A 22,751-nucleotide genomic window follows, 5' to 3' on the forward strand; every position below is an offset into this window, starting at 1 on the left:
GGGCGCCCGGAACCGGAAAACCATGTCCCGGATCGCCCCCGCGCCAGAGCATCTGTCTACGTGTGCGCCATGTCCGCAAGGACGCCTTGGGCCGCCTTGATCAACAATCCGAGATCGACAGCGCCTGCGACGAAGCGGTAGCCCCAGTTCCGATATCGCACGGCGTCCGCGGCATTGGTCGCCAGAATTCCGGGCACCTTGCCCGCCGCCAGAATGCGTTGCGCGGCCTGCTGCAGGGCCGCCTGGACGTCGGCATGTCCCGGTTTACCGAGGTGACCGAGAGAAGCCGCCAGATCGGAAGGCCCGACAAAGACGCCATCGACCCCGTCGACCGCGGCGATGGCCTCGAGCCGGTCGAGCGCCTCGCGCGTCTCGATCTGCACCAGAACGCATGTCTCCTCATTCGCCACCGTGAAATAATCCGACGTCAGGCCGAAACGGCTGGCACGCGTCGATCCGGCCACACCGCGAATGCCCGACGGTGGATATCGGGTCGCGGCCACCGCCGCCGCCGCTTCTTCAGGGGTCTGCACGAAAGGCACGAGCACCGTCTGGGCGCCGATGTCGAGGATGCGCTTGAGAAGAACCTTGTCGTTCCAGGCGGGGCGAACCACAACGGCCGACTTGCCTGCGGCAGCAGCCTGAAGCAACGGCTGAACGCCAGCCACCTCGACCGGAGAATGCTCCGTATCGAACAGCAGCCAATCGAACCCGACGAGCGACAGGGCTTCCGCAGTCTGGGGGCTTGCGATCGACATCCAGAGGCCATGTAAGGTTTCCCCGGCCAGAAGGCGCCGCTTGAATTCGTTTCTGGGAGCTTGCATCGACCCGCCCCCTCAAACGAACTGCACGGCGACCGAGCCGAGCGGCCCGAAATCAGCATGAAGCGTATCGCCTTTTTTCGCCCATACGGGCCGGGTAAAGCTGCCGGAGAGCAACATATGCCCGGGTTCGAGCGTGACGCCGAACGGCGCCAGCTTGTTGGCAAGCCAGGCGACCGCCATTGCCGGATGGCCCAGCACACCGGCGGCAAGGCCCGTCTCCTCGATCTCGGAGTTACGGTAGAAGATGGCGCCGGCCCAGCGCAGGTCCACATCCTCGGGCCGAACCGGCCGTCCGCCGAGAACCAACCCCGCCGCCGCGCCATTGTCGGCGACCGTGTCGAAAATCCTGCGCGGTTCCGTCACCCGCGCGTCGATGATCTCGATCGACGGCACCACCCATTCGGTCGCACGCAGCACGTCGACCAGACCGACATTCGGCCCCTTCAGCGGCTCCTTGAGGATGAAGGTCAGCTCCGGCTCGACGCGCGGCACGCAGAAATCCTCGAAACGGACCTTGGCACCGTCCGACAGCACGAGATCGTCGAACATATAACCATAGTCCGGTTCGTCGATCCTGGATGCGGCCTGCATGGCCTTGGAGGTCAGGCCGATCTTGTGGCCGATGATCTTCGCCCCGGCTTTCACCTTGGCATCCGCGACGGCGGAGGAAATTGCATAGGAATCGGCAATCTCGATATCGGGAAACAATTCCGAGGGGCGCGGCCCCTGAACCTTGGTGCGGTGGCTTTCCAGCAGGCTCGCCACACACCGGGCGCGCTGTTCTTCGTTCAACATTCGTCAAGAGCCTTTCAGAGTTTGATGCAGACGTTGCGCAGCTCGGTATAGAATTCGAGGGAATGGATTCCGCCTTCGCGGCCGATGCCGGAGGCTTTCGAGCCGCCAAAGGGGGTTCTGAGGTCGCGCAGGAACCAGCAATTGACCCAGGCAATGCCCACCTCGATCTGCCGCGAAACGCGGTGCGCGCGCGACAGGTTCGTCGTCCAGATGGAGGTGGCCAGCCCGTAAGGACTGTCATTTGCCAGAGCGACGCCTTCTTCTTCGGTATCGAAGGGGGTTATGTGGGTGCACGGCCCGAAAATCTCGTCGGTGATCACCGGCGCGTGTTGCGGCAGGCCGGTCCAGACGGTCGGTTCCACCCAATAACCAGCCTCGTAGCCCTGGAGGTCCGGCACGCCGCCGCCAGCGAGGATCGTCGCCCCTTCGGCCTTGGCCTTCTCGTAATAGGAAAGCACTTTCTGCCGGTGTTCAGCGCTGATCAGCGGCCCCATGGTGGTTGCCGGATCGAAGGGATCACCGAAACGGTAGCTTCCGGCCTTGCGCGCCAATCCTTCCGCCAGCCGCTCGAAGATGCCGCGCTGGACATAGAGCCGCTCCGTACCGAGGCAGACCTGCCCGGTATTGGCAAAACAGGCGCGACCGATCCCTTCCAGCGTGGCGTCGAGATCAGCATCATCGAAGATGATGCCAGCATTCTTGCCGCCAAGCTCCAGCGATACCGGGCGAATGCCGCCGGCGGCAGCGCGCATGATCGCCTCGCCGGTGCGTGTCTCGCCGGTGAAGGTGATGCCGTCGACATCCAGATGGCTCGTCAGAAACTCGCCTGCGGCTCCCGGCCCTGTTCCGTGGACGACGTTATAGACACCCCGGGGGATTCCCGCCGCGTTCATCACCTCGCCGAGCAGCGTCGCCGTTGCCGGGGTTTCCTCCGATGGCTTGACCACCACCGTGTTGCCGCAGGCGAGCGCGGGAGCGACCTTCCACGTCATCAGGAGAAGCGGCAAGTTCCACGGGCACACGACAGCGATGACGCCACGGGGCAGCCTCAGCGCATAGTTGAGCGCCCCGGCACCGTCCGGGGTGGCCATTTCGAAGCTTTCCGTCGAGGCGGTCAGGATCTGGTCGGCGAAGACGTTGAAATTGGCCGCGCCGCGCGGGATGTCGATATGAGAAGCGATCGAGCGAGGTTTCCCGGTGTCGCGTATCTCGGCCGCCAGGAACTCTTCGAAGCGCGCATTGATACCGTCTGCCACCTTGCGCAGAAGCGCGACACGTTCGGAAACCGGCATCCGGCCCCAAGGCCCCTTGAGGGCCGCCCGGGCAGCTCCGACGGCGGCATCGACCTCGGATTTGCCCGCGGCGGAAATCTCGCCGATGACCGCACCGGTGCTCGGAAAGTGATTGGCGTAGGCTTCGCCGCTGCCGCGAACGAAATTGCCGTCGATGAAATTCAGATAGGTCGTCACGTCTTGTCCTTTCACATGACCGCTTGGTCAGGAATTTCGTTCGGGGTCGCCTGCCGTCAGGTACTCCCACATCCGTTCCACAATTCCGCCACCAAACGTCGCCCGCACTGCCGCATCCGCGGCGCTGACCACCGGCGCCGACGCCGCGTTGCCAGCGGAAAGCGCTGCAAGCTCGATCCGGCACATATCCTCGAGATACCAGGCGAGCATCAGCGCCTCCTCGATCGAGCCGCCGCTAACCACAGCGCCATTGCCGCGCATCAAGACACCGGCGCTCTCGCCCATGGCGTCAACAACGCCTGAAGCGCGAGCGTCGTCACGAATGAGCTGTATGTCGTCCCAAAAGCCGACCTGCGGCGCAAAATAGGTTCCGAAACCATGGCGCATCTGCGGACGCAGGCCGAGGGCGGCAAGCGCCATGACGCTCGGCGACATGAAGCGGATGACGGCGCCTGCGGCGGGCCGTGCGGCGTAGATTTTCTGATGCAGACGCACTTCACCGAGCACGCCCGCCGGTAGCGCACCGGAGACGGGCACCGTCGTGCAGGGTTCACCGGGCAAGATGAGGCCCATCGGCCTTGGCGGGCAGACGAGAAAACTGTCATCGTCCAGGCGGGCCGAGCAGTGACCATAGGCGTGCACAAGCCCGGCCCGTCCCAATGCGCGGGCCGCCATTCTCACGGCGATTGCCGGATCGTTCACCATGTCTTCAATCCTTGAAAGCGGCGATGTTCGGCTTCGCGCCCCAATGGCAGAAGCCCTTGGGTTCGAAGTGGAACTGCCGGTCGCGCCATAAAGGTTCGTCATGGATTTCGCATACTCCGGTCGAATATTCGAAAGTCATGCCCTCAGGCCCGGTGAAATAGAGGAACTGTGCCGAGGATGTCGGGTGCCTGCCAGGGCCAAAGGTGATGTTGACCTGGTTTTCCCGCACATGGCTGAAGGAGCGCTGAATATCGTCCGTACTCTCCACCTGGTGGTTGATGTGCTGAATGCCTGCCTTGTGATAAGGGAAGAGCGCGATCGAGTGGTGGATCGTGCCAAGCCGCATCAAGGGGGCGTCGCCAATGCGGTCTGAAACCCGGGCATTGCAGACCTGCGTCCAGAATGCTTCGTCGCGTTCGGCGTCCGTGGTGCAGAGCCCCACATGGGAAAAGCCGGTAATACCGGCGTCACGCGTGCCGTGATAGCGCCTGCCCGACATTTCGGGACGCACGACGAACTCGATGCCGTTGCCGGTCGGGTCGTTGAAGCGGATGAACTCGCGCACATGGCGCGCGTCGCATTCCTGAGCGGTCCCGTAATGAACACGATGACCCAGGCCCTCCAGCGTGGACGCCGCGCGCTGGAGATCGTCCGACGAGCCTATCTGGAAGGCCGTGACCTGATCCTGCGGATCGCCCTCGAAATAACAGAGCGTATGTTCGCGCGAATCCGATTTGAAATAGGTGGAATTGCGCCTGCGTTCGGAGACTTCAAGCCCCAATATGTTGACCGCGAACCATTCCGCGCCTGCTAGGTCAGTGGTTCCAAGCCGGCAATAGACAACGTCCTTGAGTTCGATCATCGCTCGTCTCCTCCCTGGAATTCCGGTACGAGGCATGGCGACCCCCAGCCGCAATGCGACCCGGCGGTGTCGGAAAATTGACGCGGCCCACGGGCAGCGACCTGCGGCCCTTCCTCCATCTCCGCCGCGTAGGAATAGTAGATGTCTCCAGGCCCCCTGGCCGTTACGAAGACGGCGCCGGAAGCAGCCTGACGACCGGGGCCATGCGCCACCGGCACCTGATGCGATTGCAGGAAGTACCAGCCCTGCATGACGTTGTTGATGCCCTCGACGCCCCAGGTTGCTCCAAGAACACCGTCGCGGGCGGACGGATAGAGCGCGATCCGGTGATGCGCTTCGTCAAGCCGCAGGAAAGCGGCGTCCCCGATCCAGTCGGAAACGGCAAGGCCGATGCCCCGCGTCCAGAAGTCCTCGTTGGCGGCAATATCGGTGCAGGCCAGTTGCACCGCCTGAAAACCGGTGATCCCCGCATCACGCGGGCCGTGGTAACGCCAGCCGGAGGTTAGCGGCCGCCAGACGAGTTCGATGATGACACCGTTCGGCGCCCGAACGGCAAGGCCGCTCTTGATCTGCCTTGTCCTGCATTCATCGGTTCCGAGACGGATGGGCGACCATTCGGCCAGCCTTTGTTCGGCTGCGTCCAGATCCTCCGACCGGGCGACCGTCAGCGCGACCGCCGCCTCGCCGCCGGTCGTGTAGCAGAGCGCATAATTGCGGGCATCGGACCGGAACCGGACATTGCTATCGTCACGGTCGCCCTCCTCCAGGCCGAATATCCCGGTCGCGAAAGATGCGGCCGCCGTCAGATCGGCGACCGGCAGACGCAGGTATCTGAGGTCACGATAAAATGCAGTCATCCTGTTCTCCCTGGAGGGCACGCCACACGGGCGCGCCCTTCTTGTGCGTGCCCCCTCAAAGAGCGGCAGCTTCGGCTTCGAGTTCGGTCAGGAGCGGAGTTTTCTTGCGCCATTCCTCATACCACTTGTCGACGGCTGCTCCGAAGAAGCTCCGGTCGACCTGAATGACCGGGACGGCGGTCGTCTTCAGCTTTTTCAGATAGTCATTGTCAATCGATGCATAGGCGCCAACGATGTTGTCGGTTTCTTCGGACATCACCCTCTCGACGACGGCGCGGTCGGCCTCGGAAATCGTTTGCCATTTGCGCGCCGAACCGACGGCTATCATCGGAAACATCATATGATTGGAGTCGAGAATGGCCCCTGCATGTTCATAATATTTCGAGTTCCAGGTGCCTTCGAAGTCGATCTGCATACCGTCGACCTGACCGTTGGCGAAGGCATCGTAGAGGGCTGGCAGCGGCATCGGCGTGGGAGCCGCGCCAATCTGCTGCCAGAAGAAGAGCTCCTGTGCGAAGGGCACTGTGCGGATTTTCTTGCCGGAAAGATCCGCAACCGTATCGACCTTGCCGCGCATGACGATCTCACGCATACCGGCCATCCCCCAGCCAAAGCCTTTCAGGGCGAACTTGTCGAGGCCGGAGACGAGCTTCCCGGCGACCGCCCCCTTGAGCAGCTTCTGCGCACCGGCAGCGTCCTTGACGAGGTAAGGCGCCAGGAAGACGCCATAATTCGGATCGCGATTGGCGAACTCGCCAAGCGTCAGAAAGGCGAAATCGATGGCACCCGTCTGCAGTTGTTGCAGCATCTGCGCCTCGCTCCCGAGCTGGCCGGACGGGAAGATCGAAATATCGACCCGGCCTCCGGTCTCCTCCTTGATGCGCGCCGCGACAGTCTCGGCGCTCTTCGTCCACTGATGCGGCGGCGGCGTGATCAGGCCCAGCCGGTATTGCTCGGCAAGGGCCGGCATCGAATGCAGACCCGCGACGACGGCCGTGACGGCGGCCAGAAATTTTGCAGCTTTCATCCCTTGTTTCCTCCCGTTTGGATGTCTCGTGAATGTGGGCCGGTTTCGCTGTTCAGCATCGTAATGAGGTCAGCGAGACGCGCGTCGCGTTCCGCCGCGATGTCATCAACCGGGCGCGGATCGAATTCGGCCATGCCGTCATCCCCACCGCCCAAAATCCAGATAACGGCCATCACAGCAACTCCTTGAGGCCGATGGAAAGCATCGGAAAGAAAACCAGGAGAAGCAGAACGAAAAGCACGGCGGCAAAGAACGGCACCAACAGAACCGCCAGCCGTTCAGCGCGAACATTGCCCATCAGCGAGGCAACGAACAGGCCGGTTCCAACCGGCGGCGTCAAGAGGCCGAGGGTGAGATTGAGGCAAACGACAATGCCGAAATGGAATGGATCGATGCCATAGACCTTGGTGGCGACCGGAAGGAAGACCGGAACGATCAGGATGATCGCCGGGATCGGGTCGGTGATCATTCCGACGACCAGCAGCATGGCGCACAGCATCAGGAGAAAGATCGTCGGCGATGCGGTCACCGCCTGCATCGACTGGGCGACAAGCGCCGGCAGGTTTTCAAAGGTAATGACCCAGCTGAACACCTGGGCGGCAGCGATCAGAAACAGGACGCTGGCCGCTCCCTTGGCCGCATTGGCAAAGGCGGGAAGGATGTCGCGCGGCTGTAATTCGCGATAGACGAACATGCCGATGAGGATGGCGGCGAGGCTTGCGACAGCGGCCGATTCCGTCGGGGTCGCGATACCGCCGAGGATCGAACCGACAATGATAATCGGGATCAGCGCGGCTGGCAGCGCGTCCTTGACGGCGGCAAGGCGCGCCTTCGCCGGCATGGGCGGCGTGGTGGGAAAGTCGTGCTTGCGGCCGAGCCATACGATGACGCCCACGAAAGCCAGGAAGATGAGGACGCCAGGCACGATCCCGGCAACGAAGAGATCGCCGATCGGAATCTGGGCAATGACACCGAAAATGATGAAGAGCATCGAAGGCGGAATGATCGGCGCGAGCAAGCCGCCCGCCGCGGTGATTGCCATCGACACATCCCGTGGATAGCCGCTGCGCTCCATTTCGGGTACTGCCAGCCGCGACATGATCGTGATCTGGGCAACGGTCGAGCCCAGTATGGACGCCATCATCATGTTGGCCACCAGATTGACATAGGCAAGACCGCCGCGAAGCGGGCCGAGCAGCGCAAGCGCAAGCCCCATCAGCCGCCGACCGATGCCCCCGGCATTCATGAATTCACCGAGCAGGATGAAAAGCGGAAGCGCGAGCAGGCCATAGTTTTCCAGCCCGCCGAACATCTGCTGGCCGAAGGACTGAAGCAGGACCGTGTTTCCGCTCGTGAAGATGTAGATCATCGCAAGCGTCGCAAGCGCAAAAGCGATGGGCATACCGACAGCAATCAAGCCGATGAAGGAGACGGAGGCGATCATGCGGCATCCCTCACCGGTGTCCGGCAGACGCTCACGAGCGATGCCAGGATATGAATGACCGACGTCACGCAAAAGAGCGGCAGGACCAGCCAGAACCAGAACTTCGCCATTCCCAGCGTCACTGTCGGCTCCTGATAGATGAAATTGAAGCTTGTCATCGAGTATGTCTCGATAGAGTCCGCCCGCCATAGACCGACGGGATCGAACCAGCTCCAGAGCTGCACGGAAAGAACGGCGAAGAAGACGAGCAGCAGCAGGTCCACCAGGATTGCAAGGCGCTTTCTCGCCGTGGCCGTCAGCGCATCGGGAAGCAGCGTCACGGCAATATGCTGACGGTAGGCGAGCCCCACCGACGCACCGATGAAGGCGATCCACGCCATCAGGAGAACAGCAAGTTCATCGACCCATATCAGCGGCACCCCGCCGGTGCGGGACACCACATTGGCGAGAAGCAGAACAAAGATCAGGAAAACAAGCCCGCCGGCGACGCGCGCCTCGACAGCCGCGACCTTCCGGCTAACGGCGCAGAGCCAGCCGGCGGAAACCTCCCCGCCCGTGGCAGCCGCTTTGCCTGCTGAATCGGTATTTTGCGTCAACAGCATCGATATTCCTCCCGAAGCGGATAAAATATCGATATTATTGCTATGTCAAATTCTAAATTGATATTTTTCTCGAAATGTCATAAATATCGGAAATCAACATCAAGGGATCAAGGCCATTGTCGAAATCGCAGCAGGATGTTTTGGAAGCGGGAGATGAGAAAACCCAGGCGGAGAAGGCCTACAGGCTCATGCGGGAGGACATCGTCTCCGGCGCGTTGGCACCTGATCTGAAACTAAAGATAGATTTTCTGCGCGACCGCTACGATATTGGCGCCGGGCCGTTGCGCGAGGCGCTGGCGCGCCTTTCCGGCGAGCATCTTGTGACCCTTCTGGGACAACGCGGCTTTGTCGTCGCGCCGATGTCGGTGGCCGATGCGCGGGAAATCGGACATCTGCGGAAAATATTCGAGGCGGATGCATTGTCGCAATCCATTCCCAAAGGCGACCGACAATGGGAAGAGCGGGTGATCACCACCTATCACCGGCTCGAAAGGATCGAATTGTCCGACAGGCAGGGCGCTGACCGCCTGGAAGAGTGGGAAAGGCTCAACAACGATTTCCACGAAGCGCTGGTCGCGGCCTGCCCTTCCACCTGGGTGCTGCGTATGCGCGAGATGATGTTCCGCCATCACGAACGTTACCGGAGGCTTTCCCGGGTCAAGACCGTCTTCACGCGCGACATCCATCTGGAGCATCGCACCTTGCTCGATGCGGCGCTCGACCGTGATGTCGAGCGCGCCATCGATGTTATCCGCAGTCACATCGAACGAACCACGAATGCCGTCGCCGACGCCCTTGAGAAGATGGTCGCTTAGGCCCTCTTGCAAAAATCTGCCCGGGGCAGGCTATCGTACCCCCTACAGCGGAACGAACGGCACGAACAGGATGGCGAGGCCCGCCGCCACGAGCGCAACCCGCACCGGCATCCGGTAGACAGCGATCAGGCCATACGAAACGCAAGTCAGACCGGCGGCCACCTTGACGGCGGCAAAAAATGCCGCCACCGGCGCCTTCGCCATTGCCAGAAGGTCTGGATTGGCGATCATCGCCAATGGGATCAGATAAAGCCCGATGCCGAGCGCCATCGCCGTGAATGCCACTTTCAACCAATCCTCCCGCACCATCCCGGCGGCAATGAAGACCGCGCCGCAAACGGGCGGCGTAATGGTCGACAGGAGCGCGAACCAGAACACGAAAAGATGCGCCTGAAGCGACTCCAGCCCGAGTTGCGTCAGTGCGGGTCCGGCAACGGAAACGCAGATGACATAAGCCGCCGTGGTCGGCACTTCCATGCCGAGAATGAGACAGGCTACTGCGGTAAGGAACAATGACGGCCACAACATGCCGCCCGCGCCCGACAGGATCAGCGAGGTGATCTTGACGCCAAGCCCGGTGATCGAAAGCACGCCGATAATCACCGAAGCGCAAAGGATGATCGCCGCGATAAGCGACACCTGCCGCGCCGCGCCGATGAGGGCATCCTCGAACCGGCCCAGCGCCGCGCGCGGATTGAAGCGCATCTTGCCGTCGACCAGAAGCAGGACCGCTCCGGCGAGAATTGCAATAGCCGCAGCATATTGCGGTGTGTAGCGCGCCACAAACATTCCCCACAAAAGGATGGAGAACGGCACCAGAAAGAAAGCCGATGTGACCAGCACGTCGCGTGGCGCGGGTTTCTCATCCATCGGCAACCCTTTTAGGGAATAACGCGTGGTGAAGGCATTTATGCCCACCCATACAGCGAGGAAATAGAGGATTGCTGGTAGAACCGCCGCAGCCATGATGCCGGTGTAGGGCGTACCCGTGAGTTCCACCATGACGAATGCCCCTGCCCCCATGAGCGGCGGCATGATCTGCCCCCCGGAGGAGGCCACCGCTTCGATCGCGCCGGCCAGCCGCTTGGGATAGCCGAGCCGGACCATCGCCGGGATGGTGATGGCGCCGGTGGAGGCCACGTTCGCCGAGGCCGAACCGGAGATAGAGCCGAACAGGGCCGACGAAATCACTGATACCTTGCCCGCACCGCCATTCAGCCGACCGGCAGCAGCGGCCGCCATATTCATGAAACCCCGCCCTGCCTCGCCCGCATTCAGCACTGCGCCAAAAATCACGAAGATCGCGACCGTGCCGACCGAAACGCCGGTCAGGCTGCCCCACAGCCCGCCCTCGGCGATCGTTAAAGTGCCGAGGAAACTTGCAAGCGGCGTTCCGGCATGGCCGAACTCACCGGGGATATACTGGCCAAACAGTCCGTAAAGCAGCGTCAGCGCGGCGACGCTCGGCAGCGCCCAGCCGATGGCACGGCGGGCAGTCTCGAGCACGACGACGAGCAGCGTGACGGCGATCCCGGTCTGCACGGAACCTTCGAGAAAACCATATTGGTCGGCAAGGCTCCCTTCGTTCAAACTCACCCAAAGGCACGCCGCGATCCCGGCCACGGCCAGCACCAGACCGGAAAGGCGTTTCAGTCCGCTCGAAGGTGTGAAAATCAGAAGCCACGGCAGGGTCAGCGCCATATGCAGCGGCCTGCTGACGAGGTTCGGCACCAGGCCGGAAAAGATCAGCCCCAGGTGAAAGGCAACGAGCAGCGCGGCAAGAGCCGCAAGGAGAATGCGTTTGGTCATTGAATGGTCGTTCGGAAAGGAGGGTTGAGCGGCAAGGAAAGAGCGCGGCATCCCGCCACGCTCTTCATTAAGGGCTTACATCTGCCCGTCACTCAGTTCAAAGCCCGCTTCCTTGTAATACCGGATAGCGCCGGGGTGCAGCTTGCCGGTGATATTGGCCAACAGGCTCTTGTCTACGCCGTTCCACCAGGGGGTCAAATCGCTCATCGCCGCCTTCTGCTCCCAGAAGGTCTTGGTGAGTTGATAGGCCGTCTCCTCGTCCATCGCCGCCGTGGTAAAGGCCACGACAGGCAGCGATGTCGTCAGGATGTCCTTGTCCTGGCCGGCATAGGTGCCTGCGGGAATGGTCAATGGGATACTTTTCGTTTCGGCTTCCTGCTCGGGCGTCATCGAAAGGATGTTGATATCAACGCTCGCCGCAGCCTCTACGACATTCGGCGCGGGCCAGGAGCCGGCGGTGACGAAGCCGTCGATCTGCCCGTTCTTCAGCGCATCGCCAGCATTGGAGAGTTCCGCATCGGCGATCTTCACCTTGCCATCGAGACCAAACAGCTTGAGATATTTCTCGCCCTCTGTCGCGCCGAACGATCCCTTGCCGAGCAGAATGGTCTTGCCTTCCATGCCTGCGAAATCCTCCGTACCAGAGGCCTTGGACATGACGAAATGCATCGTAAGCGACGGGATCGGAAAGAGGGCACGGATTTCGGCAAATTTCGGACTGCCCTTGCCCTTGAAGGCGCCGGTCTCTTTCTGCGCGGCATCGACCAGCGCCGGTGGAGTCGTGAAGACATAATCGCTGCCGCGAGCGCGCACTTCCATGACGTTTTGCACCGAACCCTGACTTTCCTCCAGAGTCATGATGATGTTGCCGTCCGTACCCTTCTTGATAGCCTCCGCGACCTCGACCCCCATCTGGTAATAGGATGAGCCCGCCTTGGCGGATTTATAGGTCACGCGGGTTTCGGCGTTTGCGGCATGGGCGGCAAGACCAAGGGCCAGAGCCGAGGCGAGTGTGGCTTTGATGGCTAAATGAAGCATTGCTGGATGTCCTCCCTGTTTTTTCTGCTTTGCTTCCGCATAGCAGGTGCAATCCCGTTTAGCCAAGCACATGATGCTTTTTTATGGCGCATTCCGCGCGTGCCTTGTCAGCCTTGTCGACAAATTGTCTACAGAATATGCATATCCGAAGCGCCGGGCTGATGGCATCACCCGAACAGGCCCGAAAACGCGAGGAGATATTGGGACGGTTCAAATCGCCGGGCAGGCACAGAGCTTTCTTTCCATGCATGACCAGATCAACCTGTGAACCGCCCCAGTCGCTACAAACTCACGACGGCATCCCGCCGTCATGCGGGAGCCGATGCGTTCGCACTATGCGTGGCATCATATTGGAAACGACCGCCTGAACTGAGAAGCGCTGTTCAAGCGTGCAACACGGGCCAAACAATTTCTTGCAAAGAATTCCAGGTTTTACGCCTTGATTAAAGCCAGAATATCGGCGTTGATCTGATCGGGATGTGTGGCAAACATGCCATGGGAGAGACCCGGATATGTCTTCAGCGAGCCATTTGGCAGCAACTTGACCGCCTTGTGCGCGGAGTCGTGTATCGGCACGACTTGATCGTCCTCGCCATGCATGACGAAAACAGGCTGCGTAATCGCTTTGAGATCGCTGGTGAAGTCGGTTTCCGAGAAAGCCGCGATGCAGTCATAATGCGCTTTTGCGCCTCCGGCCATGCCCTGACGCCACCAGTTGTCGATCAGCCCCTGGCTCACCGCCGCCCCCGATCGATTGAAGCCGTAAAACGGGCCGGATGGCACATCGATGTAGAACTGCGCCCTGTTTGCGAGGAGAGCGGTCCGGAATCCGTCGAAGACTTCCATGGGCAGGCCTTCGGGATTAGATGCGGTCTTGAGCATAATCGGGGGAACCGCCCCCAGGGTAACGGCCTTTGAAACGCGGCCGGCATCAGCGCGAGCAACGTAACGCACGACCTCGCCGCCGCCCGTAGAATGCCCGATATGGATGGCATTCTTCAAATTGAGCATACGGGTCAGTTCGACGACGTCCGCGACATAGGTATCCATCTCGTTACCGGTGTCTGTCTGGTCCGAGCGACCGTGTCCACGCCGGTCATGTGCGATGACCCGATAGCCCTCGGAGAGGAAGAACAGCATCTGGTTATCCCAGTCGTCGGACGAAAGCGGCCAGCCATGATGGAACATGATGGGCTGCGCGTCTTTTGCACCCCAGTCCTTGTAGAAAATCCCGGTTCCGTCAGAGGTTGTGAAATAAGCCATCGTAAAGTCTCCTTTGAGGTTGGATTGACACCCAAATGGTGATCGACGCTTACTTCTATCTGATTTCCGGGCCGAGTGCCCACTTCCCGTACGCGATTTGGATGCCGAATGCGGCGTGCTCCTTCATGATGTCCATCACCCCCTGATAGGTTTCCTGACGCGCCCAATCCTGCTGCAACTCGTAGACGAAGTGCTGCGCGGTAGTCGGAACTGCGCCGGCCTGGATCATCCGCTCGACAGCCCGCTCGTGAACCTGGATGTCAGTATCACCGCAGGCATCGGCAACGAAGAAGGCCTCGTATCCACGGCGGAGCGCCTCAATGACATTGAACGCAGCACAGGCGCCGGTCCACAGGCCGGCAATGACCAGCCGCTTACGCCCAGTTGCCTCTACGGCTGAGACAAAGCCGGGATCGAGCCAGGCATTGATTGAAGTGCGATCCGGGATCGGATGCCCCGGAAACACATCCTTGGCGACCTCAGGCACGAATTCACCGGCAAAAGTATTGGCGGTTACGGTCGTCAGTACCGTGGGCAATTTGAACAGCTTGGCAGCTTTGGCGACAATTTGGAGATTGTTTTTGATTTTCAGGCGGTCATGGCTTTCGACGCCCATGAACATCTGGGGCTGGAAATCGATAAGAACGAGCGCTGCGTCGTCGGGTGAGAAGTGCTGGTGGAAATTAGTTGGCATGGAATACTCCTTGCTTGCTGAATTCTTCCTGGCAGAGATTACCTAATTGTAACGAGCCGCAAACACCCGCAATAGCGCTCCAGATCGATATTCTGAGTTCAGAAAACCCGGACAATCAGCGGCCCTTATGAGCAGTTGGAGAGGGCGGTGCCAGCGCACGAACTGGCGACGGCCAAAGGTTCAGTTGAAGAATCTATCGGCACCTACGGTAAGACGACGCGCGACAGATGCGACGCGCCTGCCCTGAAAACGTGCCACGTCGAGTTCCTCGGAGTTCGGCGCGACCGTATCCTGGAGCGAAACGTGTGTAGCGCCGTAGGGCGTTCCGGCTCGGAAAAGCGCCGGGTCGGCATAGCCGAGGGGAACGATAATCAACCCGAGATGGGCCATTGGATTGTATAGTGAAAGAAGCGTCGATTCATTGCCGCCGTGCGTAGAGGACGTAGAACCAAACACAGAGCCAACCTTGCCGTTCAGCTTGCCCCTAAACCAAAGGCCACCGAGGCCATCGATATAGGCTTTTAGCTCTGAGGCAACAGATCCAAAGCGCGTTGGCGTGCCCAGGATGATGCCATCCGCCCATTCCGCGTCCTCCTCGGTCGGCGCCGAATATCTTTCATTCATTTCCGCTGCCTTTTCTGCCCAACCCGGCGCGTTCGCCATAACTTCGGCAGGGACGATTTCACGTGCTCGCCTGAGCCTGACTTCTGCGCCTTCAAGCTCGGCACCCTCGGCAATGGCCTTTGCCAAAGCCTCGGTCGAACCATTTCGAGAATAAAAGGCGATTAAAATCCTGGGTGCGGTCATAAACTTCTCCTGGAGCCATAACGATGTTCCATCGCAATTAGGCCCAGCCCACGATCGACGCTAGGCGGAAAACACAGAACTCAGCATCTGTCAGAAGAGGACAATGCCGGGTATTGCCAAGTCATTTGGCAATAGTTGAACGTGAACGGAGGCTCTCAGTTCGGGCGGGCATTTCCAATGTGTAGTCACGCACGCATAGGGCGAACGCATCGGCTCCCACGGCTATATCGAGACAGCCGACGATGCCGCTCTCTTTCTGCAACAGCAGCATGATATGCAGGCTACCCCGCCCTTTATCCTAGCTGTTCAGATTTCTCGGGTCATTTGTGTTGGCGGAAGAGAATGGGAGTCGAACCCACCAAAGACCGTCTGTCAGCCCCTCCCGGATTTGAAGTCCGGACATGCCACCGGGCATGTATCCCTTCCAGATATTGTTTTTATTACATAATTTCCGGTTTGGCAGTAATTGGAAGCTTCGTTTTGCTACCCAATTGCTACCATTTTTATTTTCCCTTCTTTGCTACCGCATTACTGATCATGACGTCAATCTGGGCGGCGGCGTTCGCCTGCATTCCCGGCATGACATGCGAATACAGGTCAAGCGTGATCCCGATAGTAGAATGGCCGAGCCGTTCGCTGGCAATCTTCGGATGGACGCCAGCGGCCAGCAATTGCGTGGCGTGGGTATGCCGAAGGTCGTGGAAACGAATACGGGGAAGATCGAGGCCCTTTATCAAATCCTGCCATGCGTCGGTGAAGGAGCGAGGCTGAAATGGCTTGCCCTCATGATCGGCAACAATGAAGTTTTCATCGGTCAGGCGTATTCCGAGAAGCAACAGGTTTTCCGCCTGCTTGGCGCGATGCGTCTGCAATGTGGCTGCGACAGAGGCAGGAAGATCGACAACACGCCCCTTGCCCGATTTCGGTTCTTTGTAGTGGGTTTCTTTGTTTGTCTGTTCTGCACTTTCAATGACCATCAGGCGCGATCCGGCGAAATCGACATGCTTCCACCGAAGGGCTGCAATCTCCCCTCGCCTCAAGCCGCACATGACCGCCAACAGCACCGGGATATGCAGGCGCTTGCCTTCCACCGCCGCCAGCAACCTTGCTGTTTGAGCGGGATCATAAGCCGCCATAGGCTTACGCTCGATTTTTGGAGCCTTGGACATTTCAGCGGGATTTTTTGGCAGCAAGCCCCAGACCACGGCCTGCTTCAACGCCATGACCAGAACGCGGCGCATGTGCCTGACAGTCGTTGGAGAAAGTCCTCCCTTGCCATCATGCCGCCCAGATACCAGCGCGGTCGAAAGCGCATTATCGATACGCTCAGTTTTAAGCTTGTTCAGAATGGTGTCGCCAAGCGCAGGGATGAGTTTCTGATTGCAAAGCTCTGCATAGCGTTCATGCGTCTTGCGGGAAACCGTCGGTTTCACGTGATCAAGCCACCGCTGTAAGAATTGTGCAATTGTGGTCTTATTAGGCTCGATATAGATGCCGCCGCTCAATTCGGAAATCAGCCGCGCACATTCCACCTGGGCTTGTCTCTTTGTGCCGTGGAACGTGTGCCATTTTCGGCGGCGCTGACCAGTTTCCGGATCGGGAACATCAAGGACAATTGCCCACTTACCGGGTGAGCGTTCGCGGATATGGCCTTTCATTTTCTAAACTTACCTTTCCACGTTCGGTTTCCAAGCCTTTCTTTCATGACATTATCCCAGAATTGGTCCTTTTCATCCTCTGACAAGGCTTCATATTCCTCCCTGCCCCCTTCTTTTTGCCACTCCTGACTGACTTGAACGATAACAGAGTTCTCCTCAAGCTCTCGTATCCGATCATTCATTTGGTCTATGATTTCCTTGAACTTGGCCTTTACCTCGGTCGATTTATTAAGACCTTCCGAAATCTTTCTCTCATCAATAATCGGGGTAATTCTATTGTACATTGAAATGAGAAGAACATGTAACTGATCTAAGCGCTCGTATATAGAATGCGCCGCACCCATTCTTTCACGAAGAAGGATGAACGATGGATCATTTGTATTGCCTTCTTTTGCTTGCGCATGAACATCTTCTCGCATCTCATCCCAGTGGGCCTCTGCAATTTTTAAGGCCTCATCTATTAGGTCTGTTGCTTCGTCAAGATCACTGTCAACTTCAATCCCCACTTGGCAAAGCCTTCGAATAGCTTCTGAACGGTTTTCTATTTTGTTCGCAAAGCGCCATTCATCAATCGCTTTAAGTTCGTCTTCTGTAATTACCATTTGCAAGCGCTTGCTATCGCTCTCGCCTAGTCTCGGTCGGGCCATTTGGGGAAAACTCCGGATTTTTTAGCAATCATACACATTAAACGTTGCAGGTCAAAACAAACTGGGTTAGATAGGTTTCGTGTGTATGATTGTGGTGAATGAAAGGTGAACCATGACATTGGAAGAAGCTCTATCAAAGCCAACGATTTCGGTTGTTGACGCCGGGAAGCTCTTTTTCGGGCTTGGACGTAATTCCGCCTACGAAGCCGCCAAGCGCGGAGATTTTCAGACCATACGACTGGGCGGTCGGGTCGTGGTGCCGGTAGCACCTCTCGCTGAACGTCTGGGCCTTCGGGCGAATATCGGGGGCAAAGCAGCATGACCAAGAAAGCAAAAGGCCCGGCAGAGGCGGCAACCTCTCCGAGCCAAAGTTCAACCCATCCCAAGCAAGGATATGAGAACATGGAAGTAGATAGCACAAGCGTTCAGAAAACGCCAGAACCATCAATTCTTGATCTAGCAAGGAAGGCGAACGGCACATCGACCACGATCTACGCGCTGCTTGGGATTTGCCGTGCTGCTGCTGAGTTTGCCGACGATCAAGAGGGCTATCTATTGGCCAAGGAAGTACCGGCTAATCTTTCCGCCACTCTCAAGCTAGCAACTGAATTGACGCTGGATATATCCGAATTCATTGAGCGCGTGATTGTCGCGGAGGGGAAGAAATGCTGAACCGTCGTTCCTTCCTCCGCAACGTCCCTGCCTATGGCGTGGCTCTCTCGGTTCCGGCTGCGGCGATTGCCCAGACCAAGCCGGTCTTAACGCCAGATGAACGGATTGACGCGGCTCTAGCCGAAATAGTCATCGCCTTGCGCGAGCGTTATCCAAACTGCCCGGTAAGGGTCGGTGATATCGACAACCTCGATCAAGGATGTATCACAATCATTACTCACTGCGGTGATGATAAGCCAGGAAAGGTCAACTTCCAGCGCAGGAGGTTGCCAGTATGAGGCCGTCACCTGCTGTTTATCGACTTCGCCGCCTGATGCTCGAAAAGTGGATTGAGGAGGCAATCGCTCTTCTCGACCAGATCGACGGCGATCCTGACCTTGAAGATGACGAACGCGAGGATGACCCGGCAGAACTGGGCATAGCCGATGCTGACGGATGGGTGGAGTGATCATGACAGGTGTCCGCATCTTCCTCGCATTCCTCCTGCTGCGCATCGCGCGCGGCGTCACCGAATTGTCAATTTGGATACTGCCGAAACTGAAAGGCGGTTCTTCTCATGGCTAAGAGATCATTTTCAATGGTTACAAGAACAATCTGGCGCTCGAAGAGATTTCGGGCGCTAGACGACAGCATGCGGCTACTGATGTTCTATTTCATAACCTCGCCGCATCAAAACAGCATCGGGTGCTTCACGCTTCCCGTTGAGTATGCCTGCGCAGATTTGGGCTGGCCGCAAGAGGTTTACGAAAGCGCACGCGATGGTCTGGCCAACTGCGGTCTGATCACGGTCAGTGAAGATGGTGAGACGATCTTCATATCAGATTGGTTCACGCATTGCCCGCCTTCGAACAGAAACCATGCTGTAGGGCTTGAGCGCCAGATTGAAGATATCCCGGATGAAGCCGTAAAGGACGCGGCTTTCACTGCCTATTCGGAAGCTGTGCTTGATGGCCAGAACGAGAACAAATTCCGGCCTTCTGGAGGAAACGTAAGCCACCTCACCAATACAAGCTTCCTGCGCGGGAGGGCTTAGAGATGGCTTCACATACCAATTACGCTTCCTATCGATACCCAATGCATACCCTATCGAAAGGGTATGGCGATCCTCTCTTATGGCTATCGAAACAAGGAGAAGGAGAAGGAGAAGGAGAAGGAAAAGCAGAAGGAGAACGAGAAGAACAAAAAAAAGAAAAAGAAAAATCGAAAAGGGAGATCGCCAAAAAGCCGTGTCTAAAATCTGGACACGGAAACGCACGCGATATGCGTCTTTTGGCTTTGGAGAGGGTGACTATCAGAAACGCCTCTGCCTTATCAGGAGATGCAGCATGAATGTTTTCAAACAGCCAGATGGCAAATATCTCGTGGTGAGTGGTAGCAACGTTCTGGCAGGACCATTTGATACCAACGCGGAGGCTTGGCGTGCTCTTGACCGGATTTCAGGCGAGCCAATCAGCCGTTCTGAAAAGGTGTCGATGTGGATCAATGAGCAGAATGGAGAGGCCACATGACGCATCGGTCAATTTTGCCTCAAGAACAAACAGTAAACAGCGAGCGGCGCAGCCCGGTCAGGGCGTCGTCACCGGCAGTAATTTCCCCGGAGAATAGCTCCCCGGAAAATGCCGCCTGTCGTCTCAAGAGCGACACCCGACAGGCGAACTGGAGGCGGGCCAACCCAAGCAAGTATGCGGCCCATATCGCCGTACAGCGGGCGCTCACTTCGGGAACGCTGAACAAGCAGCCTTGCGAGATCTGCGGGGCTTCTGAAGACGATGGCGTCAGGATCGACGCGCATCACGACGATTACCGGAAACCGCTCAAGGTGCGCTGGCTTTGCCGGACCCATCATTCACGTCTGCACAAGTGTGGCGAAGATCTCTTTGCGAAGAAGGATGCAACGCAATGACGACGCGTGAAACCTCCCAAGTGAAACAGGCTGCCGTATGGCTTGCCACGACACCAGACGCTGCGAAGCCACGGCCCGTCATTCCTCACCTCAAGAGCCGTTTTGGCCTGAATGCCGTCGAGGCAGTCAAGGCCATTGAGGAAAGCAACATCATCAAGGCGAGGGCGCAATGACGGAAATCAGTGATGAAGAACTTGAACGCCGCATGCGCGCCAAGCTGTTTTCTGCGGATTTCCGCGGAAATGACCCGTCGAAGCTGACCGAGACAGAGTTGAAGATCGCGGCAAAGCTCATGGGCAATTCGAATGCCCAGCGACTTGCACGATCTGACCGGCCCTTCCGATATCGAGCGCCTTTGGTCACCGCCGAATATTACCACACGCCGGACGGCGAATATCATCGCGGCGGCTGGTCGCTGGATCTCATCGAGGATGGTGTGCGGCGCAAACTGATCGACCGCGGCACATGGCGGGAAGTTTCGACCAAAGTTCGAGAGCTTTCCGAGAAAAACATCAACGTGAAGAAGTTCGAGACTGAACGCATGGTTGCTGAGGCTGAACGGCGCCGAGTGGATGCGGGCGTCAAGAAAGCAGGCAATCGCGGTGCAATCATGAATAGACTGAAGGAATTTCGCCTATGAACATCATGGACATGCGGATCAAACCGAAGGGAAAGCGCAAGGCGAAGAAGCTGCCAAATCCGGGCGCAGATGGGACAAAGATTTTTAACGTCGCGGTTCGACTAAGCCCGATCCGTTCAGAGAACCGATCCGTCAGGGCGCTACCTGGGACATTCGAATGGCGATATGCGCGGGCAAAGGGGAATGTCAAAGACGTGAAAGCACTGTTCTACCATGCGGGAAGCCAGTACGCGCAGGTATGGGAAAAGGCGGGAATTGCAAACATGGGGTCGCCAAACCTTGAAGCTCTGTCAGGCGGCGCGCGTCCCGGCCTAACCGATGGACGTTGCAAGGCGATAGAGGAACTACGGCGAGCGCTCAAGTATCTGGGCACAGGCTCGACCTTGCGACTGATCGCATACTGCGCAGACGGGAAGACCACCAAGGAGATTGCCAAGCGATTTGGCAGCACAGAGCGCGAAATGGGCCATGTCCTTCACAACGATCTGCGCGAGCTGGCGCGCTTCTACAAGCTGTTGGCACCCTGTGGACAGCACATCGTTTCGGGTTCGTAATGAATTGACATTCGTCACGAACTATGAGACACCATGATTATTCGGAAGAATTGTCACTAGAGCGGCCTTGTGCCGCTCTTTTCTCGTCTGGACCTTTTGTCCGTTCGCATGAACGAATTTAATTTTTCTCCATTGCGAGGCTGCGAAAGCGGCAAACGACAGCAGCATATAAGGCCGGGCTAGGTAGTGATTGCTGCAATCCTAGGTAACCCCGCAAGGGACTGTTCCAGCACATGCCCAGCCTCGCAGCTTAATCTAGTAACAAGTCATTGAAACAAGACCGCTGCCTCCATAGTTGGTGCCAGTGCAGCGTAGGGCAGTGCCAGACGTTTGATATTTTTCAGGGTGAGCTTTCGTTTCAGCCCGCGCCTTTTCAAGGTTTCTGTTGAATTCGGCTTTCTTCTTGGCGAGCAGACGGTCGCTGGCTTTACGATCATATAGAGAGCAAAGTTCCATTCCCGGGTCGCCAAGAGAAGCATTGGGAGCGTTGCATCTGGTAATTAGTGCGGTTTCGTTCGCTTTTCGCTCAGATGATGCACACGCGGTAAGAGACAAGAATAGAAAGGCTGAAACGAGAAACTTCGACATACGGTCACCGCCATAGGATGTCGTTAATACTTGGACACAAGTAAACGCCTGTGAACATTCAAAAAAGTGGAGCCCCGGACGCAGCAGGGACGCAGATCAGTTCCCCCATTTAACGTCCATTGGCTTGTCTGTTACGGCCCCGTCAGGGAATACACGGTGCTGCATCTTCTCAGAAACATTGGTCAACGTGCACCAATGCAATCCTCCAGGAAAACCGTCGGTAGGCCGGAACTGATCGAGCTTGGCTACAGCGTCCCAGTGATCGTCGGCTTTTATCTCGCCAGTCTCGATAAGTGAATGTTGACGGTCGAAAATTTGAAATCTGAATTTTTTCATGTCGCCCTCCGATGCGGATGATGTTCTCAGAATTTCAGGTCAAAACAAGATAGTTTTTGCCATGCTGAAGAAAAGCGAGCGAGATCGGTTCCGCGAGCGTGATCAATCCCAGCCATGGCGTCAATGGTACAAAACAGCCGAATGGCGCAAGCTCAGGGCCAAGGTTCTAAAGCGCGACCTCTACACCTGCCAGCAGACAGGTATTCTCCTGATCGGAAAGTACCCGGCAGCGAACAGCCCTGTAGTCGATCACATCAAGCCGCACCGTGGCGACCCGACATTGTTCTGGGACGAGAACAATCTGCAAGCCATGAGCAAGGGCTACCACGACAGGCTGAAGCAATCACAAGAACGCATCGGATATGAGAAGGGCAGCACCTTGGATGGTCGCCCTACTGATCGTTCGCATCCATGGAACCAACAGCTAGCTTCTCCATAAGAACTTTCTGCCAATCGATATTGACGTGCTGTAATACCCGCGTTTCTGGATCGGCTTTTTCATACCCAAAGAACGAGAGTTCACTCACCGGAAGCTCAGAAATTGAGTACTTCGCATCTTCGTGCCCGTGATCATCGATATAAGCAATAAACCGCGCCAATGCATGGTTATCGTCTTCAGCAATTACGGTGAGAGGCGGAAGCAAGTCCCCATTCTTCAAAGTGACTTTTGCAGCATACAGTTTCATGTGATCCCCCTGATCTTATGACAAGCACGACATTAACGTCTGACGACAACAAATCT

Annotated in this window: 34 protein-coding genes and 1 tRNA gene; 14 read left to right on the forward strand and 21 right to left on the reverse strand. The window is 57.8% G+C overall.

What is annotated here, in order from left to right; genetic code table 11:
* Positions 1 to 56: 56 nt before the first annotated feature.
* The 10 genes from FHS76_RS09645 to FHS76_RS09690 are packed head-to-tail and all read right to left on the reverse strand — an operon-like array spanning position 57 to position 8,585.
* Positions 57 to 824 carry an HpcH/HpaI aldolase family protein gene (locus tag FHS76_RS09645; RefSeq protein WP_183651326.1) on the reverse strand — a complete coding sequence of 256 codons (768 nt, stop codon included), beginning with the start codon at positions 822 to 824 and terminating at the stop codon, positions 57 to 59.
* 12 nt (positions 825 to 836) lie between these two features.
* Positions 837 to 1,619 (reverse strand): fumarylacetoacetate hydrolase family protein, encoded by a 783-nt coding sequence (locus FHS76_RS09650; RefSeq protein ID WP_183651328.1) that lies wholly within the window; start codon positions 1,617 to 1,619, stop codon positions 837 to 839.
* 14 nt (positions 1,620 to 1,633) lie between these two features.
* On the reverse strand, positions 1,634 to 3,088 hold the full coding sequence (locus tag FHS76_RS09655) for a 2-hydroxymuconic semialdehyde dehydrogenase (RefSeq protein WP_183651330.1): 1,455 nt from the start codon (positions 3,086 to 3,088) through the stop codon (positions 1,634 to 1,636).
* 27 nt (positions 3,089 to 3,115) lie between these two features.
* The gene (locus FHS76_RS09660) at positions 3,116 to 3,793 is read right to left on the reverse strand and encodes a class II aldolase/adducin family protein (RefSeq protein ID WP_183651332.1); all 678 of its coding nucleotides are present in this window, start codon (positions 3,791 to 3,793) and stop codon (positions 3,116 to 3,118) included.
* Positions 3,794 to 3,797: 4 nt separating this feature from the next.
* Positions 3,798 to 4,655, reverse strand: coding sequence for a VOC family protein (locus FHS76_RS09665; RefSeq protein ID WP_183651334.1), 858 nt, complete (start codon positions 4,653 to 4,655; stop codon positions 3,798 to 3,800).
* A complete protein-coding gene (locus FHS76_RS09670; RefSeq protein ID WP_183651336.1) occupies positions 4,652 to 5,512 on the reverse strand; it encodes a VOC family protein in 861 nt (286 codons plus the stop codon). Before FHS76_RS09670 ends, FHS76_RS09665 begins: the two co-directional genes overlap by 4 nt.
* Positions 5,513 to 5,567: 55 nt before the next feature.
* A complete protein-coding gene (locus tag FHS76_RS09675) occupies positions 5,568 to 6,539 on the reverse strand; it encodes a TRAP transporter substrate-binding protein (RefSeq protein WP_183651340.1) in 972 nt (323 codons plus the stop codon).
* Complete coding sequence (locus tag FHS76_RS09680; protein WP_183651343.1) at positions 6,536 to 6,712, reverse strand: hypothetical protein; 177 nt, start codon at positions 6,710 to 6,712, stop codon at positions 6,536 to 6,538. The genes FHS76_RS09675 and FHS76_RS09680 overlap by 4 nt, the downstream gene beginning before the upstream one ends.
* Positions 6,712 to 7,983: a TRAP transporter large permease gene (locus FHS76_RS09685; RefSeq protein WP_183651348.1), complete on the reverse strand. Its 1,272-nt coding sequence runs from the start codon at positions 7,981 to 7,983 to the stop codon at positions 6,712 to 6,714. Before FHS76_RS09685 ends, FHS76_RS09680 begins: the two co-directional genes overlap by 1 nt.
* The gene (locus FHS76_RS09690; protein WP_183651350.1) at positions 7,980 to 8,585 is read right to left on the reverse strand and encodes a TRAP transporter small permease; all 606 of its coding nucleotides are present in this window, start codon (positions 8,583 to 8,585) and stop codon (positions 7,980 to 7,982) included. The genes FHS76_RS09685 and FHS76_RS09690 overlap by 4 nt, the downstream gene beginning before the upstream one ends.
* 116 nt (positions 8,586 to 8,701) lie before the next feature.
* On the opposite strand from FHS76_RS09690, the gene FHS76_RS09695 reads away from it, so the two are divergent.
* Positions 8,702 to 9,400, forward strand: a complete 699-nt coding sequence (locus FHS76_RS09695) for an FCD domain-containing protein (RefSeq protein WP_235992623.1) — start codon at positions 8,702 to 8,704, stop codon at positions 9,398 to 9,400.
* 42 nt (positions 9,401 to 9,442) lie between these two features.
* Here FHS76_RS09695 and FHS76_RS09700 read toward each other — a convergent pair whose 3' ends face one another.
* The gene (locus FHS76_RS09700) at positions 9,443 to 11,209 is read right to left on the reverse strand and encodes a TRAP transporter permease (protein WP_183651353.1); all 1,767 of its coding nucleotides are present in this window, start codon (positions 11,207 to 11,209) and stop codon (positions 9,443 to 9,445) included.
* A gap of 75 nt (positions 11,210 to 11,284) precedes the next feature.
* Complete coding sequence (locus tag FHS76_RS09705; RefSeq protein WP_183651356.1) at positions 11,285 to 12,247, reverse strand: TAXI family TRAP transporter solute-binding subunit; 963 nt, start codon at positions 12,245 to 12,247, stop codon at positions 11,285 to 11,287.
* A gap of 70 nt (positions 12,248 to 12,317) precedes the next feature.
* Between FHS76_RS09705 and FHS76_RS09710 the strand changes: the two genes are divergently transcribed.
* A complete protein-coding gene (locus FHS76_RS09710) occupies positions 12,318 to 12,515 on the forward strand; it encodes a hypothetical protein (RefSeq protein WP_183651359.1) in 198 nt (65 codons plus the stop codon).
* A gap of 164 nt (positions 12,516 to 12,679) precedes the next feature.
* Here the strand turns inward: FHS76_RS09710 and FHS76_RS09715 are convergent, their stop codons facing one another.
* The 6 genes from FHS76_RS09715 to FHS76_RS09740 form a co-directional block, all read right to left on the reverse strand.
* The gene (locus FHS76_RS09715; RefSeq protein WP_183651361.1) at positions 12,680 to 13,510 is read right to left on the reverse strand and encodes an alpha/beta fold hydrolase; all 831 of its coding nucleotides are present in this window, start codon (positions 13,508 to 13,510) and stop codon (positions 12,680 to 12,682) included.
* 55 nt (positions 13,511 to 13,565) lie between these two features.
* Complete coding sequence (locus FHS76_RS09720; RefSeq protein ID WP_183651364.1) at positions 13,566 to 14,204, reverse strand: hydrolase; 639 nt, start codon at positions 14,202 to 14,204, stop codon at positions 13,566 to 13,568.
* A gap of 180 nt (positions 14,205 to 14,384) precedes the next feature.
* Entirely contained in the window at positions 14,385 to 15,011 is a 627-nt protein-coding gene (gene wrbA / locus FHS76_RS09725; protein ID WP_183651366.1) for an NAD(P)H:quinone oxidoreductase, read from the reverse strand.
* A 330-nt stretch (positions 15,012 to 15,341) separates the two neighbouring features.
* Positions 15,342 to 15,437, reverse strand: a tRNA-Sec gene (locus tag FHS76_RS09730).
* 77 nt (positions 15,438 to 15,514) lie between these two features.
* Complete coding sequence (locus FHS76_RS09735) at positions 15,515 to 16,669, reverse strand: site-specific integrase (protein ID WP_183651368.1); 1,155 nt, start codon at positions 16,667 to 16,669, stop codon at positions 15,515 to 15,517.
* On the reverse strand, positions 16,666 to 17,316 hold the full coding sequence (locus tag FHS76_RS09740; protein ID WP_183651370.1) for a hypothetical protein: 651 nt from the start codon (positions 17,314 to 17,316) through the stop codon (positions 16,666 to 16,668). Before FHS76_RS09740 ends, FHS76_RS09735 begins: the two co-directional genes overlap by 4 nt.
* Positions 17,317 to 17,428: 112 nt before the next feature.
* Between FHS76_RS09740 and FHS76_RS09745 the strand changes: the two genes are divergently transcribed.
* From FHS76_RS09745 to FHS76_RS09795, 11 genes are all read left to right on the forward strand, one after another.
* Positions 17,429 to 17,638 (forward strand): hypothetical protein, encoded by a 210-nt coding sequence (locus FHS76_RS09745; protein ID WP_183651372.1) that lies wholly within the window; start codon positions 17,429 to 17,431, stop codon positions 17,636 to 17,638.
* Positions 17,635 to 17,988 (forward strand): hypothetical protein, encoded by a 354-nt coding sequence (locus FHS76_RS09750; RefSeq protein ID WP_235992624.1) that lies wholly within the window; start codon positions 17,635 to 17,637, stop codon positions 17,986 to 17,988. The genes FHS76_RS09745 and FHS76_RS09750 overlap by 4 nt, the downstream gene beginning before the upstream one ends.
* Positions 17,982 to 18,266: a hypothetical protein gene (locus tag FHS76_RS09755; RefSeq protein ID WP_183651374.1), complete on the forward strand. Its 285-nt coding sequence runs from the start codon at positions 17,982 to 17,984 to the stop codon at positions 18,264 to 18,266. The genes FHS76_RS09750 and FHS76_RS09755 overlap by 7 nt, the downstream gene beginning before the upstream one ends.
* A complete protein-coding gene (locus tag FHS76_RS09760) occupies positions 18,263 to 18,436 on the forward strand; it encodes a hypothetical protein (protein WP_183651750.1) in 174 nt (57 codons plus the stop codon). Before FHS76_RS09755 ends, FHS76_RS09760 begins: the two co-directional genes overlap by 4 nt.
* Before the next feature lie 108 nt (positions 18,437 to 18,544).
* On the forward strand, positions 18,545 to 19,021 hold the full coding sequence (locus tag FHS76_RS09765) for a hypothetical protein (protein ID WP_183651376.1): 477 nt from the start codon (positions 18,545 to 18,547) through the stop codon (positions 19,019 to 19,021).
* Positions 19,022 to 19,023: 2 nt separating this feature from the next.
* Positions 19,024 to 19,317, forward strand: a complete 294-nt coding sequence (locus FHS76_RS09770; protein WP_183651379.1) for a hypothetical protein — start codon at positions 19,024 to 19,026, stop codon at positions 19,315 to 19,317.
* Positions 19,314 to 19,496, forward strand: a complete 183-nt coding sequence (locus FHS76_RS09775; protein WP_183651382.1) for a hypothetical protein — start codon at positions 19,314 to 19,316, stop codon at positions 19,494 to 19,496. The genes FHS76_RS09770 and FHS76_RS09775 overlap by 4 nt, the downstream gene beginning before the upstream one ends.
* 80 nt (positions 19,497 to 19,576) lie before the next feature.
* On the forward strand, positions 19,577 to 19,891 hold the full coding sequence (locus tag FHS76_RS09780; protein WP_183651726.1) for a hypothetical protein: 315 nt from the start codon (positions 19,577 to 19,579) through the stop codon (positions 19,889 to 19,891).
* On the forward strand, positions 19,888 to 20,064 hold the full coding sequence (locus FHS76_RS09785; protein WP_183651386.1) for a hypothetical protein: 177 nt from the start codon (positions 19,888 to 19,890) through the stop codon (positions 20,062 to 20,064). The genes FHS76_RS09780 and FHS76_RS09785 overlap by 4 nt, the downstream gene beginning before the upstream one ends.
* Entirely contained in the window at positions 20,061 to 20,531 is a 471-nt protein-coding gene (locus tag FHS76_RS09790; protein WP_183651389.1) for a hypothetical protein, read from the forward strand. Before FHS76_RS09785 ends, FHS76_RS09790 begins: the two co-directional genes overlap by 4 nt.
* Complete coding sequence (locus FHS76_RS09795) at positions 20,528 to 21,085, forward strand: hypothetical protein (RefSeq protein ID WP_183651392.1); 558 nt, start codon at positions 20,528 to 20,530, stop codon at positions 21,083 to 21,085. The genes FHS76_RS09790 and FHS76_RS09795 overlap by 4 nt, the downstream gene beginning before the upstream one ends.
* Positions 21,086 to 21,340: 255 nt before the next feature.
* On the opposite strand, the gene FHS76_RS09800 is transcribed toward FHS76_RS09795, so the two are convergent.
* Both FHS76_RS09800 and FHS76_RS09805 read right to left on the reverse strand, forming a co-directional pair.
* Positions 21,341 to 21,673, reverse strand: a complete 333-nt coding sequence (locus FHS76_RS09800; RefSeq protein ID WP_183651395.1) for a hypothetical protein — start codon at positions 21,671 to 21,673, stop codon at positions 21,341 to 21,343.
* A gap of 96 nt (positions 21,674 to 21,769) precedes the next feature.
* Positions 21,770 to 22,009 carry a hypothetical protein gene (locus FHS76_RS09805; RefSeq protein WP_183651398.1) on the reverse strand — a complete coding sequence of 80 codons (240 nt, stop codon included), beginning with the start codon at positions 22,007 to 22,009 and terminating at the stop codon, positions 21,770 to 21,772.
* Here FHS76_RS09805 and FHS76_RS09810 point away from each other — a divergent pair.
* Entirely contained in the window at positions 22,008 to 22,448 is a 441-nt protein-coding gene (locus tag FHS76_RS09810) for an HNH endonuclease (protein WP_210306058.1), read from the forward strand. The two genes, FHS76_RS09805 and FHS76_RS09810, sit on opposite strands and share 2 nt — an antisense overlap.
* Here FHS76_RS09810 and FHS76_RS09815 read toward each other — a convergent pair.
* Positions 22,402 to 22,695, reverse strand: coding sequence for a hypothetical protein (locus FHS76_RS09815; RefSeq protein WP_183651399.1), 294 nt, complete (start codon positions 22,693 to 22,695; stop codon positions 22,402 to 22,404). The two genes, FHS76_RS09810 and FHS76_RS09815, sit on opposite strands and share 47 nt — an antisense overlap.
* Between the last annotated feature and the right edge of the window lie 56 nt (positions 22,696 to 22,751).

This window comes from Brucella daejeonensis (assembly GCF_014199265.1).
GTDB classification, from domain to species: domain Bacteria; phylum Pseudomonadota; class Alphaproteobacteria; order Rhizobiales; family Rhizobiaceae; genus Brucella; species Brucella daejeonensis.